Raw genomic sequence first — 13,358 nt, 5'->3', positions numbered from 1 at the left:
GCGCTGGTGCTGAACGCTCGCGCCACCGCATCGTCAGGGTCATGAGTGCCTCCGCGTCCACGCCGGCGACGGCCACGGTGCCGGCGAGGTCGTCCCCGGGGGCGTCGCGAGCCGCGCGGGGGTGGGCCCTCGCGCTGCTCGCCCTGGGGGCCGCGGGCGCGGGAATCCCGAGCCCGCTGTATCCCGCGTACCAGGCGCAGCTCGGCTTCACCGACGTGACCATGACCGCCGTCTACGCGGTGTACCCCCTGGTCAGCGTGCCCGCCGTGTTCCTGCTGGGCCCGCTCGGCGACCAGCTGTCCCCGCGCCGGGTCATGCGCGGCGGGATCGTCATCGCCGCCGCCGGGTCGCTCGCGCTCGCCCTGGCGGCGCACACGGGCTGGCTGATCGTCGGTCGCGTCGCCTACGGCATCGCGCTCGCCGTGATGACCGGCGCCGGGGTCGCGGTGGCCACCAGCGGCGCGGACAAGGTGCGCGCGGGCCGGGTGTCGGCCGTCGTGTTCATCCTCGGCACGGGCGCCGGCCCCGTCCTCGGGGGCGCGCTCACCGGCGTCGGGCCGACGCCCGGCCTCCTGCCCTTCGGGGTGGCCCTCGTGCTGCTGGGCGTCGTGTTCGTCGGGCTGGGCAGCGTGCGCGACGCCGGGCCCCGTCCGTCGACCACCGAGGCGCCCGGCGCGGCGGGTACGACCCGCACCGCGCGGCGGGCCCTCGTCGTCACGGCCGTCGGGGGCTTCCTCGGCTGGGCGGTGGTCGGTCTCTTCCTGGGGCTGATCTCCTCGGTCGCCGAGCGCTACCTCGGCCTCCGGGACCCGCTCGTGGCCGGGGTCCTCGCCGGGGCGCTCCTGCTCTGGTCGACGCTGACCGTGCCGGCGGTCGGCCGCCTGGGACCCCGCCGCGCCCAGCTGGTGGGCCTGGCCGCCCTGGCGGTGTCGCTCGTTGTGCTCGCGGCCGGCGTCGGCTCCCTCGCCGCGGTCGTCGTGGCCTGCGTCGTCGCGGGCCTGGCCAACGGGCTGCTCTACGGCGCGGCGACCACCACCGTCGCGACGACGGCCCCGCCGCGACGAGCCAGCCGCACCGCCGCGGCGGTGTACTCGGCGTTCTACCTCGGCGCCGGCCTCCCGGCCCTGCTCGTCGGCCTCCTCACGACCGCGCTCCCGCTCGACACGGCCCTGCCGGCCATCGCCGTCGGCACGCTCGCGCTCACCGCACTCATGATCGTCGTCACCGGACGGCAGCGGGGCACCGGCTGACCTCCACTTTGGTGCACTGACGGCCCGCCGGACCCGTGCCTAGCGTCCTGTGGTGACCGCGACCACCACAGGAGTCCCGCCATGACGACCACGGCCCCGACGTCCCTCGATCCCGCCCACATCGGCGGAGGGACCCGGCACTGGCACCCCTTCACCCCATACAGCGACGACGTCGAGCTGAAGCTCTTCACCGTCGACCTCACCCGCAACGAGACCGTCGTGCTCCTGCGCGCGAAGGCCGGCGCCCAGCTCGGGGTCCACGACCACTACGGCCGGGTCCTGGCCTACTCCATCGCCGGCCGCTGGAGCTACGCCGAGCACGACTGGGTCGCCGACGTCGGGGACTTCGTCTACGAGGTCGCGAACAGCAAGCACACGCTGGTCGCCGACCCGTCCGAGGACATCGTCCTGTTCATCTACCTCGAGGGACCCATCCACTTCCTCGACGGCGACGACAACGTCGTCGGCATCGAGACCGCGCAGACGTTCGCCGATCGCTACCTGCAGTTCTGCCGCGACAAGGGCTACCCTGAGCCCGATCTCAGCCCGTTCTGAGGCGGCACCGCGCCGGCGACGACGCGGAGGTGGACGGTGGCCCCGACCATGGATTCCCGCGACTACGAGCGCGCCCTCGCCGTCCTGGACCGGTGCGTGCGGATCGAGTCGGTCGACGCGTTCGGCGAGGAGTTCCTCGAGGCACTCGGGTCCGTGTACGGCTGCGTCCACACCGCGTTCTTCCGCACCCGCGCCTTCACCCGGACCTTCGCCGACCCGGCCCCGGTCCTCAACGGTCGGCTCCCGAAGATCATCGACGAGTACCGGGGCCGGTGGTTCCCGCAGGACGTCATGTTCACCCGGGAGTCGATCGCGCGGATCGGCCGGTACGGCGTCAGCTCGCTGACCCAGCTCCGGCCGCAGCAGGTGCCCGCCACGGCCCGGGCCTACCTGGACGACTTCGTGTTCCGCCGGGGGTTCCGCTCGGTCTGCGCGATCGACCTGGAGCTCCCGGCGGGCCAGCGCGGCGTCGCGGGGGTCTTCCACGAGACCCCGGACGGCCTGAGCCGCGCCGACCTGGCGGGCTTCGCCGTCATCGTCCGGCAGCTGTCGCCGGTGGCGCGGCGCCTGCCGGCGTCGGCGGGGTCGCCCGCGGCGCTGGCGTCGCTGCCCCCGCGTCTGCGGGAGGTGGCCACGCTCATCGGCGAGGGGTGCTCGAACGCCACCATCGCCCGCCGCACCGGGCTGGCCCTCGACAGCGTCAAGAAGTACACCAGCCAGGTCCTCGCCGAGACCGGGTGCACGAACCGCACGGAACTCGCCCTGCTCGTCGCGGGCGGGCGCTGAGGTCCGGGTCGACGCCGCGGATCAGCGGGTCGCCACGCCCGGACCGGCGACGGGGTCACCGAAGGTCACCTTCGTGAGCTGCTCGGAGACCGTCCAGATCCGCTGGGCGTCCTCGGTGCTGCGCATCGAGGGGAACGGCTTCTGCTCGGCGGGCGGGCCGCCGAGGTGGCCGAGCCCGCTCGGCCCGTAGAAGCGCCCGCCGCGGGCGTCCGGCATGGTCGCGGCGTAGAGGGCCGGGAGCCCGGCGCTCGCGGCGGTGCCGACCAGGATGCCCCGGGCCGACAGGGCGCCGATGATCCGGCGACCGCGGGCCGGCTCGTCGCGGCCCAGCTCGGCGCGGGCGGAGAGCAGGCTGGTCGGGGCGACCCCGGGGTGGGAGACGTTGCTGGTGATCCCCCAGCCGCCGGCGCGGCTGCGCCGGTCGAGCTCGAGGGCGAAGAGCCCGAACGCGATCTTCGACTGGGAGTACGCGCGCATGCCGTCGTAGGAGCGGCCCCACTGGAGGTCGTCCCAGTTGATCGTTCCCCGGCGGGCGGCGACGCTGAGCTGCGAGGTCACGCGGGCGCGGCCGGCGCGCAGCAGCGGCAGCAGGTGGGCGACGAGGGCGACGTGGCCGAGGTGGTTCGTGCCGTACTGGAGCTCGAACCCGTCGACGGTGGTCTGACGTTCCGGCGGGGTCATGACGCCGGCGTTGTTGATCAGCAGGTGGATCGGGCGGTCCTCCTCGCGCAGGGTCGCGCCGAGGGCGGCCACCGACGCGAGCGAGGACAGGTCGAGGCTGCGCAGGGACACCGCGGCGCCGGGGACCTCCTCCCGGATCGCGGCGAGCGCCGCCTCGCCCTTGCGCGGGTTGCGCACCGGCAGCAGGACCTCGGCGCCCGCGGCGGCGAGCCGTCGGGCGATGCCGAGGCCGATGCCGTCGCTGCCGCCGGTGACGACGGCGCGCCGGCCGGTGAGGTCGGGGACGGTGATGTCGGGGGTGCGGGGCACGGCTGTCTCCTCCGGTGGGGCGGTGGTCAGGCGGCGGACGGGGTCGTGGAGATCGCGCGCCGGGCGGCGACGAGGGTCGCGGCGGCGATGACGGCGAACACGGGGGCAGCGGCGACGCCGAGGGCGGCGAGGACCGCCGGCTGGTCCGCGAGGTAGGCCACGCCGCGCAGGACGAGGTTGAGGGCGTGGAAGGCGACCGCGGCGAGCGTGCTGACGGTGTAGACGCGCATCAGCGGGGCGTGGTCACGCCAGTCGTCGGGTCCGCCGACGAGGCGGTTGAACAGCATGCCGGTGACCGGCCTGCGGGCGAGCACCGAGCCGAGGAAGACCACCCCGAGCACGGCGGGGATCAGCGTGGGGAGCAGGAAGAAGGCCCGCGCCTCGCCGGAGAACGCGGCGACGGCGGCGCACACCCCGGCGACGGCGAGGCCGATCGCCGCGCCCCGCACCGACTCGCGGCGGGCGAGCCGCACACCGAACGCCACCGGCGCGGCCACCGCCAGCGCGACGAACGCCGTGGTCAGCCCGCCGAGGGCGTCGGCGACGACGAACACCACGGCCGGGGCGGCGGCGACGAGGATGCCCGTCACGCCTCCGGAGCGGGCCAGCGCCCGGCGCAGCGCGTCGGCGAACGTGGTCGCTCCGTCCGCGGGGAGCGGGTCGGTGGGCCGCTCGGCCGGGGCGGCCGTGGCGGGGTCGTTCGTCATGGGGCGCTCCTCGGGGTCGGGGCCGGACGACGTCGACACTCGGGCCTCGCCACCCGGACAGCCACGGCCTCCCGATCCCCCCTTCGCGACGCGCGGAGAGGGGGATCGCCAGGCCGTGGCTGCGCCCCGTGCGGCGCCGGTAGGAACGGGGGCGACGGAGGAGAGGGCGGTGGCGATGATCGATCGGGCCGGGCTGGCGGAGTTCCTGCGGCGTCGTCGGGAGTCGTTGCAGCCCGAGGACGTCGGTCTGCCGCGGGGGCAGCGCCGCCGGACCAGTGGGTTGCGGCGTGAGGAGGTGGCGGCGCTGTGTCACATGTCGACCGACTACTACGCGCGGCTGGAGCGGGAGCGTGGGCCGCAGCCCTCGGAGCAGATGATCGCTTCGATCGCGCAGGGCCTGCATCTCTCGCTCGACGAGCGCGACCACCTCTTCCGGCTCGCCGGGCAGCACCCGCCGGCACGGGGCGTGGACAGCGAGCACATCAGCCCGGGCCTGCTGCGGATCCTCGACCGTCTCGCCGACACCCCGGCGGAGATCGTCACCGAGCTCGGGGAGACGCTGCGCCAGACCCCGCTGGGCGTCGCGCTCGTCGGCGACGCCGTCGACCACACCGGCCCGGCGCGCAGCCGCGGCTACCGGTGGTTCACTGACCCCGCGAGCCGCGCGATCTACGCGCCCGAGGAGCACGCGTTCCTCTCCCGCATGTACGCGTCGGGTCTGCGCGGCCTCGCGACGCTGCGCGGCCCGGGGTCGAGGGCGGCGCACTACGCCGACCTCCTCCTGGCGCGCAGCGAGGAGTTCCGCGTGCTGTGGGACGCCCACGAGATCGGCATCCGGCCCCACGACGTGAAGCGCTTCGTGCATCCCGAGGTCGGCGCGCTGGAACTGAACTGCCAGACGCTGCTCGACCCGGACCAGTCGCACCGGCTGTTCGTCTACACCGCGGTGCCGGGCAGCGAGAGCTACGAGAAGCTGCAGCTGCTCTCGGTCATCGGGGCCCCGTCGGTCACGACGCGCTGACCGGCGACGGGTGCGTCGTCAGGGCGGAGCCGGACCCTCACGAGGCCTGGGTCTCCCCGAGCTACGGTGAGGGAGTGGTCGCCGCACGGTGGTGCCGGCCGTGCTCGGAGGGAGCCCGGCCCTGGCAGGTGGCGCTCTGCGGCACGCGGGCCCGCCTGCACGGCGACGCCCCGGCCGCTCAGCTGGCCCGTTTCGTGACGGTGGGCGTGATCAGCTCGCTGGTCTACTTCAGCGTGTTCCTGCTGCTGCGCCCGCTCGGCAGCCAGGTCGCCAACCTGGTCGGCGCCGTGCTCTCGTCCGTCCTCGCCAACGAGCTGCACCGGCGGCTCACCTTCCACGCCGGCGGCCGGGTCGGGTGGTGGACGGCGCAGTGGGAAGGCGGCGGGCTGGCCGTGGCCGGGCTGCTGGCGACCGCCACGGCCCTGGCAGTGGTCGACCCGCTGATCAGCGACGCTGGGTGGGCGCAGGTAGTGCTCATCGGTGCGGTGACCGGCGCGGTCGGCCTGGCCCGGTTCGTCTTCCTGCGGCTGTGGGTGTTCTCCGATCACCAGCACCGCACCGCGACCGCGACCCGGGCCCGGACCGGCCCGAGCTGAGCGCTCCCCGCCGGCCGAGGTTCGATGCGCCGCCCGCACGGGTACTGATGTGACGCAGAGCACATCGTGGTCCTGTGCGGAGATTGTCGCGGGACCCGAGCGGAGGAGGAGTCCCATGGCCGACAGCGTCTACCGGGTCACCGAAGTGATCGGCACCAGCGACCAGGGGTGGGAGGCGGCGGCGCGGAACGCCGTGAGCACGGCCGCCGCCTCGGTGCGCGACCTGCGGGTGGCCGAGGTGCTGGAGCAGGACGTCGTCATCGAGGACGGCCAGATCAAGACCTTCCGCACGAAGCTCGCGATCTCGTTCAAGTACGGCACCGACGGCTGATCACGCCGTCGACGGGCTCCAGGCCCGGGCGCGCCAGAAGGCGGTGAGCACCCGGGCTGCCCGGGCCGGGTCCTCGGTCATCCACCAGTGGCCCAGCCCGTCGAGCACCGCGACCTCGGCGCCGGCGCGCTCCGCGGCCCGGCGACGGAGCTCTTCGCTGCCGCCGAACGGGTCCGCGGTGGCGAGGAGCGCCAGGCCCGGGCGAGCGGCCAGGGTCGGCAGTCCCCGGCCCAGCTCGGCCATGGCCGGTTGGGCGGCGGAGCGGTAGAGCGCGAGGATCGCCCGCTTCATCTCGTCGCCCTGGACGCCGGCGATCTGCAGGGCCTCGGCGTGGCTCACGCCGAACGACTCCATCTGCTCGGCCCGCTGGGCGGGGGTCCCGCCGAACATCTCGTCGAGGTGGGACTCGCCGTCCCCGGGCGTCTGCCACGTCTGCGCCAGGTCGTGCCACACGTAGTCCGGCTCGAAGAGGCTCAGCGCGTCGCTGGCCCAGCTGCGGACCAGCTCCGGGCGCGCCATGAGCGCGGTGACGAGGTGGCCGCCGCCCCAGTCGTGGCCGAGGAGGTCGACGGGCCGGTCGAAGCGCTCGAGCTCGCCGATCAGCCAGTCGCGGTACGCCGTCACGGTGGCCGGGAAGCCGGCCGGCAGCGGCACGCCGAAACCGGGCGGGGAGAGCCGGACGACGTCGTCGACGCCCGCGCGGGCGAGCTCGGCGACGAGCGGGTCCCACAGCGCCGCGCTCTCCGGGTTGCCGTGCACCAGTGCCACCGTCATGGCGCCGCATCCTGCTCCGTCCGCGTCGGTGTCGCGACGTGGGACGGACCGCTCCGGCGCGCCCGGCCGCCGGCTACCGCCTGTCGGTCCGCGGCCCGCCGCCGGTCCGTCGGGTGCGCGCCTCCTCGACCAGCCAGTGGGCGACGTCGACGAGCTTCATGTTGGTGTCCTGCGACGAGTTCACCAGCATCTGGAAGGCCTCGTCGTCGTCGACGGTGAAGCGCTCCATGAGGATGCCCTTGGCCTGTCCGATCACGTCGCGGCTCTCGAGCGCCTTGCCCAGGTCCGCGGCGTGCTCGGCGCCGTGGAGCAGCGTCGCGGCCTGGATGCCGAACAGTCCGCCCGTGAGCTCGGCGGAGGCGTCGAAGACGTCGACCTCGTGGCTGTAGAGGTTCAGGGCCGAGCGCCGCCTGCCCTGCAGGGACAGCTGGACCGACATCAGCGAGCGGAAGCCGGCCTCGACGCACCGCGGGGCGAAGAGGGGCCAGCGGTCCGCGTCCGCCCCGGCGAGGTCGTTGGCGGTCACGACGCCGGCGACGGGCGGGTCGTCCGCGGCGGTGATGCACGGGCCCTGACCGAGCTCGGACTGGAGCTGGTCGAGCTCGTAGATGCCGGCGTCGGTCGCGTGGCTGGAGCGCACGGTGCCCTGCTCGGTGCGCGAGATGCCGCCTCCGGCGACGCCGGGGATCGTGGCCACCGCCGCGTGCATCAGCTTGGTGACCGTGGTCTCGAGGTCGCGGATGCTGCGGTTCTCGGTGAGCTGCTCGGCCGCGCTGCGCAGCGACTTGACCAGCTGCTCGTCGTGCACATCCTGCATGCCGTCGTCCTTCCTCCGCCCCGGGAAGGAGCCGGCCGAGCCGCCGTGAGCCCGCGCCGGCGCCGGGCCGCTGGGTCGACCCTCGCCGACAACCGTACAAGCTGTGCGTTGAGCGTCCACTCGGATCCTGGTGCGGGGTGCGCTGCTAGGAGGCCACGGCCGCCAGCAGGGCGCGCGTCTCGGCGACGACGCGGGCATCGAAGTCCGGGTCGCGGACCAGCGCCGAGCCCGTCATCGGCCGGCCGTTCTCGTCGTAGTACATGCCGGTGCCGCTCGACTCGTCGGTGAGGACCGCGGTGATCATCCGAGCGGCCGTCCTCGGGTTGCTGCAGTACGGGAGGAGCGGGGCGATCGGGGAGACCACGTACTTCATCACCGCACGCAGGACAGCAGGGGCGTCGCGGCCCAGGTCGCTACCGGGGCAGAAGCCGGGCTCGATGCCGTTGAAGCGCAGCCGCGGCGTCTCCCGGGCGAACGCCAGCACGGTCGCGAGGTTGCACTGCTTGGAGGTGGCGTAGGCGTCGCCGCCGGGGAGCGCGGAGCCGCCGGGCTCCCACTCGCCGCGTGCGCTCGCCTCGGCGGAGATGTAGCGGCCGCCGCGGAACCCGGCCATCGTCGCGAACCGGCGTCCGGGGTCCTCGACGGCCGAGCAGATGAAGACGACGTTCGCGCCGTCGGGGAGATGCGGGGCGAGGGCCTCGGTGAGCGCGAACGGTCCGAGGTGGTTCGTGGCGAAGGTCGTGTCCCACCCGAGCCGGTTGGTGGTGGCGCGCGTCGGCGAGACGCCGGCGTTGTTGAGCAGGCCCGCGATCGGGAGGTCGAGGGCGAGGATCTCGGCGGCGGCACGCTGCACGCTCGTGGGGTCGGCGAGGTCGCAGACCACCGGGACGGCCGTGCCGCCCTCGCGCCCGACGGCCGCGCGGACGTCGTCCAGCTTGGCGGCGTTGCGGCCGACCAGCACGACCTCGCCGTGCCGGGCGACCTCGAGTGCGGTGCGGTAGCCGATGCCCGCGGTGGGGCCGGTGACGATGAAGGCCCTGTCGGCCATGGCGTTCCTTTCGAGTCTGACTGGTCACTCATCAACGAGCAGCAGGTGTGGCCCACCGGACGGCGAGGGGTCAGGCGATCATGCGCCAGAGCGCGTCGAAGCCGGAGCGACCGTGGGCGTCGGCGTTGGCGGGGTCACGGATCACGTAGTCGATCGTGGCGTCGGCCAGTGCGTCGGCCAGGCCGAGCACGAAGGCCAGCGGCTCGTCGCGCATCGGTCCGTGCTCGCGGCTGCGCTCCAGGATCGCTGCGGCGTTCGCCATCTTCTCGCGCGCGGACCGGTGGGTCGCCGCCGTGATCTCGTCGGAGACGCCGAGCTGCGCGAGCGCGCGCCGCTTCTCCGGATGGTCCGTGGACCATCGCAGCCATCCGGTCCACATGCGGAGCAGTTGCTCGCGGACGTCACCCTCGGCGGGGCCGCCGCCCGCGGCCGCCCCCATCTCGGTCTTGAGCTCCAGGTAGAGCTGGTTGAGCAGGTCGGCCTTGGTGTCGAAGTAGGTGAACAGCGAGCCGTTGGAGACGCCGGCCTCCTTCGCGATGGCCGCCGTCGCCGCGGTCAGACCCTGGACGGCGACGACGCGCGTCGCCGCGGACATGATCGCGGCACGCTTGTCGTCGCTCCGGGGTCGCGGCACGAGGACAGCATGTAGGAGAGTGCCTGGTCAGTCAAGAAGGCCGGGTGGACCAGGCGGAGGTCGTTCAGGCGTGGGCCTTGGCCTTCCGGCGCCACTGGGTGAGGGGACGCTCGGTGTAGCCATTGGGCTCGGTCCCGCCCGTGAAGACGAGCTCGAGGGCGGCCTGGAACGACTCGCTGCCCTCCAGATCCGGCGCCATCGGCGGGTAGCCGTCCTGGCCCTCGTTCTGCTCGTCGACCAGCGCGGCCATGCGGGCGAAGGTCTCGCGCACCGTGTCGGCGTCGACGACGCCGTGCTCGAGCCAGTTCGCGATGAGCTGGCTGGAGATCCGCAGCGTCGCGCGGTCCTCCATGAGCCCGACCCCGTCGAGGTCGGGCACCGTCGAGCAGCCGATCCCCATCCCCACCCAGCGCACGACGTAGCCGAGGATCGACTGGGCGTTGGTCTCCAGCTCCCGGCGCACGTCGTCGTCGGACAGCGTGCCCGGGTCGGCGAGCGGGAGCTCCAGCAGGTTCCGGCGGTCGGCGGTCTCCCGCTGCGCGATCTCCTCCTGGACGGCGTGCACGTCGACGCGCAGGTAGTGCAGTGCGTGCAGCGTCGCGGCGGTCGGCGAGGGCACCCACGCCGTGTTCGCGCCCGCCTTCGGGTGCCCGATCTTCTGCTCGAGCATCTCGGCCATCGCGGCGGGCTTGGCCCACATCCCCTTGCCGACCTGCGCGTGGTGCTCGAAGCCCGCCGCCAGCGCGACGTCGACGTTGCGGTCCTCGTAGGTCTGCAGCCAGACCGTCGACTTCATGTCGCCCTTGCGCAGCACCGGGCCGGCGGCGAAGCAGGTGTGGATCTCGTCGCCGGTCCGGTCGAGGAACCCGGTGTTCACGAAGATCACGCGGTGCGCCGCCTCGCCGATGCAGGCCGACAGGTTGGCCGTGGTCCGCTTCTCCTCGTCCATGATGCCGATCTTGAGCGTGTTCGTGTCGAGCCCGAGGGCCTCCTCGACCGCCGCGAACAGCTCGACGGTCAGCGCGACCTCCGCCGGCCCGTGCTGCTTGGGCTTGACGACGTAGACGCTCCCGGCGCGGGAGTTGGTGTGCGGACCGAGCCCACGCAGGTCGTAGAGGGCGGCGACGGCGCACACGAGCGCGTCGAGCACACCCTCGGCGACCTCCTCGCCGTCCGCGGTGAGCACCGCGTTCGTCGTCATGTGGTGGCCGCAGGTGCGGACCAGCATCAGCGAGCGACCCGGCAGCGTCAGCGCCGAGCCGTCGGGCGCGGTGTACTCCCGGTCCGGGTGGACCCGGCGGGTGACCGTCTTCCCGCCCTTCGTGAACTCCGCGACGAGGGCGCCGGTCATCAGCCCGAGCCATGTGCGGTAGGCCAGCGCCTTGTCCTCGCCGTCGACCGTCGCGACGGAGTCCTCGAGGTCGACGATCGTGGTCACCGCCGACTCGAGCACGACGTCGCTGACGTCCGCGTGGTGCTGCCCGCCCACCTGCGTAGACGGGTCGATCACCAGGTCGACGTGCAGGCCGTTCCGCACGAGCAGCACGTTGCCCTTGCCGTCGGCGTCCGGGGCGGTGAACCCGGCGAACGCGGACGGGTCGGCGAGCCCGACGGTGCCGTCCGCCGTGTCGGCGGCCAGCCCGTCGGTCGACGGGCGGTAGGCGGTGACGTCGGCGTGGCTGCCGCGCTCGAGCGGGAACAGCTCGTCGAGCAGCCCGTCGGCGGCCTCGATGACCTGGGCGCCGCGCCGCTCGTCGTAGCCCTGGGCGAGCTCGTGGTCCTGGGGGAGCGCGTCGGTGCCGTAGAACGCGTCGAACAGCGAGCCCCAGCGGGCGTTCGCGGCGTTGAGCGAGAACCGCGCGTTCGTCGACGGCACCACCAGCTGCGGGCCGGGCACCTCGGCGATCTCCGGGTCGACCCGGTCGACGTCGATGGTCGGGACGCTCGACGGCTCCGGCTGCAGGTAGCCGAGATCGGTGAGCAGCTTCTCGTAGTCGTCGCGGGAGCCCGCGCCGTGCTCCGCGTGCCAGGCGTCGATCCGGGCCTGGAGGTCGTCGCGCTCGGTCAGCGCCGTCGCGATCCGCGGCGCGAACCGCTCCTGCAGGCGGGCCAGGGTCGACCAGAAGTCCTCCGGTGTGAGCTCGACCTGCGCGAGCAGCTCGTCCTCGACGAACGCTCGCAGGTGCTCGTCGACCTTCAGTCCGGATCGCTCGGACATCGTGGACACAGACGGACCGTCCTCTCTCACCTGCTGGACCTCTCAGGACCCAGTTGCCCACGCGGGCACCGGTCGAACACCCGCTCCGTCCGGTCGTCGGAGTGGTTTGCGTCTGGCGGCGGATCGCCGCGCTCGGCCATCATGCTGCGCACCGTTGCCGTCGGGGACGAGCCGGAGGTCGCCATGCCCCAGCCGGAGATCTACCTGAGGTCCTACCCGATCCCCGACGGCATGGCGGCCCACGCGGCCGCGGTGGAGCAGGACGGCTGGGACGGGCTCCTGTTCACCGACACCCAGAACCTCAGCATGGACGTGTACGGGTCGCTCTACCTCGCGGTGGCGGCCACCTCGCGGCTCAAGCTCGGGACGGCGGTCACCAACCTGACCAGCCGTCATCCGGCGGTGGTGGCCTCGACCATCGCCACCCTGCACCACGTCAGCGGCGGCCGGGCGCACATCGGCGTCGGACGCGGCGACACGGCGCTGGAGCTGATCGGCGTCCGGCCGCCGTCGGCCCACACGTTCGAGGGTCAGCTCAGCGAGCTGCAGACCTACCTGCGCGGGGAGACGGTCGACGCCGACGGCTTCGCCAGCCACATCACCTGGCTGCCGCTCCCCGAGGAGACGAAGGTCCCGGTCGACGTGTTCGGCTCCGGTCCGCACGTGATCGACGCGGGCGCGCGGATCGGCGACCAGGTCACCGCCACCGTCGGCGCCGAACCCGACCGGGTCGACTGGGCGATCCGCACCGCGCGGGACGCGCGTGCGGCGGCCGGAGGCGACCCGGCGACGCTGCGGGTCGGCGCCTTCCTGGTGGTCTGCGTCGGAACCGACGAGGCAGCCCTCGACGCGCTCGCGCGCGGCAACGCCAGCATCTCGGCGCACTTCCAGCGCAACGTCACCGCGTCGCTGTCCCAGGGGGACGTGGCCGCCGTCGACCGGGTCTCCGGGAAGTACGACCTCTATCACCACGGTCTCGAGCACGCCACGCAGGCGGCGACGCTCCCCGACGACTTCCTGCGCCGGTTCTGCGTCATCGGCACGCCGGACGACTGCATCGCCCGACTGCAGAAGCTGATCGGGCTGGGCCTGTCGCACCTGGTGTTCGTCGGCGCGTCCCGCGACGTCGACCACACCGTGCGGGAGCGGTCGGACCATCTCCTCGCGACCGAGGTGCTGCCGGCGCTCCGCGACGTCGGACGGGCCGGCGACCCCCGGACCTGAGATCGCCCCTCGGGCGATCGGCGTCGGGCCCCAGAGAGCTGCGCCCGGTGACCCACGGCGTTCCGGTTCGCTAGGCCCTCGTCCGTTCCTCGGTCCGCCGCCGCTGCTCGACCCGGTAGCCGGCGATGATGTGCGTCAGCCCGGCGACCGCGGCGACGAGCGCGGCCAGGGGGTAGACGGCGGCCGTCACGCACGTGACGAGAGCCCAGAAGCCGATCAGCAGGAAGAGCGCGCGGTGGTAGCGCTGCCGCGCGACGGCGGCGCCGAGCACCTCGTCCCCCCGCCGACGATCAGGCGGCTGCCCCCAGGCGAGCAACCGCGGGCGCGGGACGGAGAGACGAGAGGACACGGCCAACCCCCGAGTGGAACCGCAGCGCGGGTCATCACGGCCCACGGTCCGACGCTAC

15 protein-coding genes are annotated in these 13,358 nt (G+C 73.7%); 7 read left to right on the top strand and 8 right to left on the bottom strand.

Annotated elements, in window-relative coordinates:
- Nucleotides 1-41 precede the first annotated feature (41 nt).
- The 3 genes from WCD58_RS21080 to WCD58_RS21070 all read left to right on the top strand — a co-directional run bounded on the left by WCD58_RS21080 (nucleotide 42) and on the right by WCD58_RS21070 (nucleotide 2,591).
- Nucleotides 42-1,250: an MFS transporter gene (locus WCD58_RS21080; RefSeq protein ID WP_337705030.1), complete on the top strand. Its 1,209-nt coding sequence runs from the start codon at nucleotides 42-44 to the stop codon at nucleotides 1,248-1,250.
- Between the two features lie 81 nt (nucleotides 1,251-1,331).
- Nucleotides 1,332-1,805 carry a 2,4'-dihydroxyacetophenone dioxygenase family protein gene (locus WCD58_RS21075; RefSeq protein ID WP_337705029.1) on the top strand — a complete coding sequence of 158 codons (474 nt, stop codon included), beginning with the start codon at nucleotides 1,332-1,334 and terminating at the stop codon, nucleotides 1,803-1,805.
- A 48-nt stretch (nucleotides 1,806-1,853) separates the two neighbouring features.
- Entirely contained in the window at nucleotides 1,854-2,591 is a 738-nt protein-coding gene (locus WCD58_RS21070) for a response regulator transcription factor (protein ID WP_337705028.1), read from the top strand.
- Nucleotides 2,592-2,612: 21 nt separating this feature from the next.
- On the opposite strand, the gene WCD58_RS21065 is transcribed toward WCD58_RS21070, so the two are convergent.
- Together WCD58_RS21065 and WCD58_RS21060 are read right to left on the bottom strand one after the other, a co-directional pair.
- The gene (locus tag WCD58_RS21065; RefSeq protein WP_337705027.1) at nucleotides 2,613-3,581 is read right to left on the bottom strand and encodes an SDR family oxidoreductase; all 969 of its coding nucleotides are present in this window, start codon (nucleotides 3,579-3,581) and stop codon (nucleotides 2,613-2,615) included.
- A 26-nt stretch (nucleotides 3,582-3,607) separates the two neighbouring features.
- Complete coding sequence (locus WCD58_RS21060; protein ID WP_337705026.1) at nucleotides 3,608-4,288, bottom strand: DUF3159 domain-containing protein; 681 nt, start codon at nucleotides 4,286-4,288, stop codon at nucleotides 3,608-3,610.
- A 175-nt stretch (nucleotides 4,289-4,463) separates the two neighbouring features.
- Between WCD58_RS21060 and WCD58_RS21055 the strand changes: the two genes are divergently transcribed.
- The 3 genes from WCD58_RS21055 (at nucleotide 4,464) to WCD58_RS21045 (ending at nucleotide 6,236) form a co-directional block, all read left to right on the top strand.
- Nucleotides 4,464-5,309, top strand: coding sequence for a helix-turn-helix transcriptional regulator (locus tag WCD58_RS21055; protein WP_337705209.1), 846 nt, complete (start codon nucleotides 4,464-4,466; stop codon nucleotides 5,307-5,309).
- Between the two features lie 74 nt (nucleotides 5,310-5,383).
- Nucleotides 5,384-5,905 carry a GtrA family protein gene (locus WCD58_RS21050; protein WP_337705025.1) on the top strand — a complete coding sequence of 174 codons (522 nt, stop codon included), beginning with the start codon at nucleotides 5,384-5,386 and terminating at the stop codon, nucleotides 5,903-5,905.
- Nucleotides 5,906-6,020: 115 nt separating this feature from the next.
- Nucleotides 6,021-6,236 carry a dodecin family protein gene (locus WCD58_RS21045; protein ID WP_337705024.1) on the top strand — a complete coding sequence of 72 codons (216 nt, stop codon included), beginning with the start codon at nucleotides 6,021-6,023 and terminating at the stop codon, nucleotides 6,234-6,236.
- On the opposite strand, the gene WCD58_RS21040 is transcribed toward WCD58_RS21045, so the two are convergent.
- The 5 genes from WCD58_RS21040 to WCD58_RS21020 all read right to left on the bottom strand — a co-directional run bounded on the left by WCD58_RS21040 (nucleotide 6,237) and on the right by WCD58_RS21020 (nucleotide 11,727).
- Complete coding sequence (locus WCD58_RS21040) at nucleotides 6,237-7,010, bottom strand: alpha/beta fold hydrolase (RefSeq protein WP_337705023.1); 774 nt, start codon at nucleotides 7,008-7,010, stop codon at nucleotides 6,237-6,239.
- Between the two features lie 73 nt (nucleotides 7,011-7,083).
- Entirely contained in the window at nucleotides 7,084-7,827 is a 744-nt protein-coding gene (locus WCD58_RS21035; RefSeq protein ID WP_337705022.1) for a GAF and ANTAR domain-containing protein, read from the bottom strand.
- Nucleotides 7,828-7,972: 145 nt separating this feature from the next.
- Complete coding sequence (locus tag WCD58_RS21030; protein ID WP_337705021.1) at nucleotides 7,973-8,875, bottom strand: SDR family NAD(P)-dependent oxidoreductase; 903 nt, start codon at nucleotides 8,873-8,875, stop codon at nucleotides 7,973-7,975.
- Between the two features lie 70 nt (nucleotides 8,876-8,945).
- Nucleotides 8,946-9,509, bottom strand: coding sequence for a TetR/AcrR family transcriptional regulator (locus WCD58_RS21025; protein WP_337705020.1), 564 nt, complete (start codon nucleotides 9,507-9,509; stop codon nucleotides 8,946-8,948).
- Nucleotides 9,510-9,573: 64 nt separating this feature from the next.
- Nucleotides 9,574-11,727, bottom strand: coding sequence for a malate synthase G (locus WCD58_RS21020; protein WP_337705019.1), 2,154 nt, complete (start codon nucleotides 11,725-11,727; stop codon nucleotides 9,574-9,576).
- A gap of 141 nt (nucleotides 11,728-11,868) precedes the next feature.
- On the opposite strand from WCD58_RS21020, the gene WCD58_RS21015 reads away from it, so the two are divergent.
- Nucleotides 11,869-12,951 carry an LLM class flavin-dependent oxidoreductase gene (locus WCD58_RS21015; protein WP_337705018.1) on the top strand — a complete coding sequence of 361 codons (1,083 nt, stop codon included), beginning with the start codon at nucleotides 11,869-11,871 and terminating at the stop codon, nucleotides 12,949-12,951.
- Nucleotides 12,952-13,021: 70 nt separating this feature from the next.
- On the opposite strand, the gene WCD58_RS21010 is transcribed toward WCD58_RS21015, so the two are convergent.
- Nucleotides 13,022-13,222, bottom strand: coding sequence for a hypothetical protein (locus tag WCD58_RS21010; RefSeq protein ID WP_337705017.1), 201 nt, complete (start codon nucleotides 13,220-13,222; stop codon nucleotides 13,022-13,024).
- Nucleotides 13,223-13,358: the final 136 nt, after the last annotated feature.

The sequence above is a fragment of the Actinomycetospora flava genome, from assembly GCF_037400335.1.
GTDB classification, from domain to species: domain Bacteria; phylum Actinomycetota; class Actinomycetes; order Mycobacteriales; family Pseudonocardiaceae; genus Actinomycetospora; species Actinomycetospora flava.
This window is presented reverse-complemented; position numbering and strand designations above follow the sequence as displayed.

Coding starts and splice junctions, on each gene's coding strand:
- WCD58_RS21035 (WP_337705022.1), bottom strand. CDS start 7,827: ATGCAGGATGTGCACGACGAGCAGCTGGTCAAGTCGCTGCGCAGCGCG.
- WCD58_RS21045 (WP_337705024.1), top strand. CDS start 6,021: ATGGCCGACAGCGTCTACCGGGTCACCGAAGTGATCGGCACCAGCGAC.
- WCD58_RS21015 (WP_337705018.1), top strand. CDS start 11,869: ATGCTGCGCACCGTTGCCGTCGGGGACGAGCCGGAGGTCGCCATGCCC.
- WCD58_RS21040 (WP_337705023.1), bottom strand. CDS start 7,010: ATGACGGTGGCACTGGTGCACGGCAACCCGGAGAGCGCGGCGCTGTGG.
- WCD58_RS21055 (WP_337705209.1), top strand. CDS start 4,464: ATGATCGATCGGGCCGGGCTGGCGGAGTTCCTGCGGCGTCGTCGGGAG.
- WCD58_RS21030 (WP_337705021.1), bottom strand. CDS start 8,875: ATGGCCGACAGGGCCTTCATCGTCACCGGCCCCACCGCGGGCATCGGC.
- WCD58_RS21060 (WP_337705026.1), bottom strand. CDS start 4,288: ATGACGAACGACCCCGCCACGGCCGCCCCGGCCGAGCGGCCCACCGAC.
- WCD58_RS21075 (WP_337705029.1), top strand. CDS start 1,332: ATGACGACCACGGCCCCGACGTCCCTCGATCCCGCCCACATCGGCGGA.
- WCD58_RS21070 (WP_337705028.1), top strand. CDS start 1,854: ATGGATTCCCGCGACTACGAGCGCGCCCTCGCCGTCCTGGACCGGTGC.
- WCD58_RS21080 (WP_337705030.1), top strand. CDS start 42: ATGAGTGCCTCCGCGTCCACGCCGGCGACGGCCACGGTGCCGGCGAGG.
- WCD58_RS21020 (WP_337705019.1), bottom strand. CDS start 11,727: ATGTCCGAGCGATCCGGACTGAAGGTCGACGAGCACCTGCGAGCGTTC.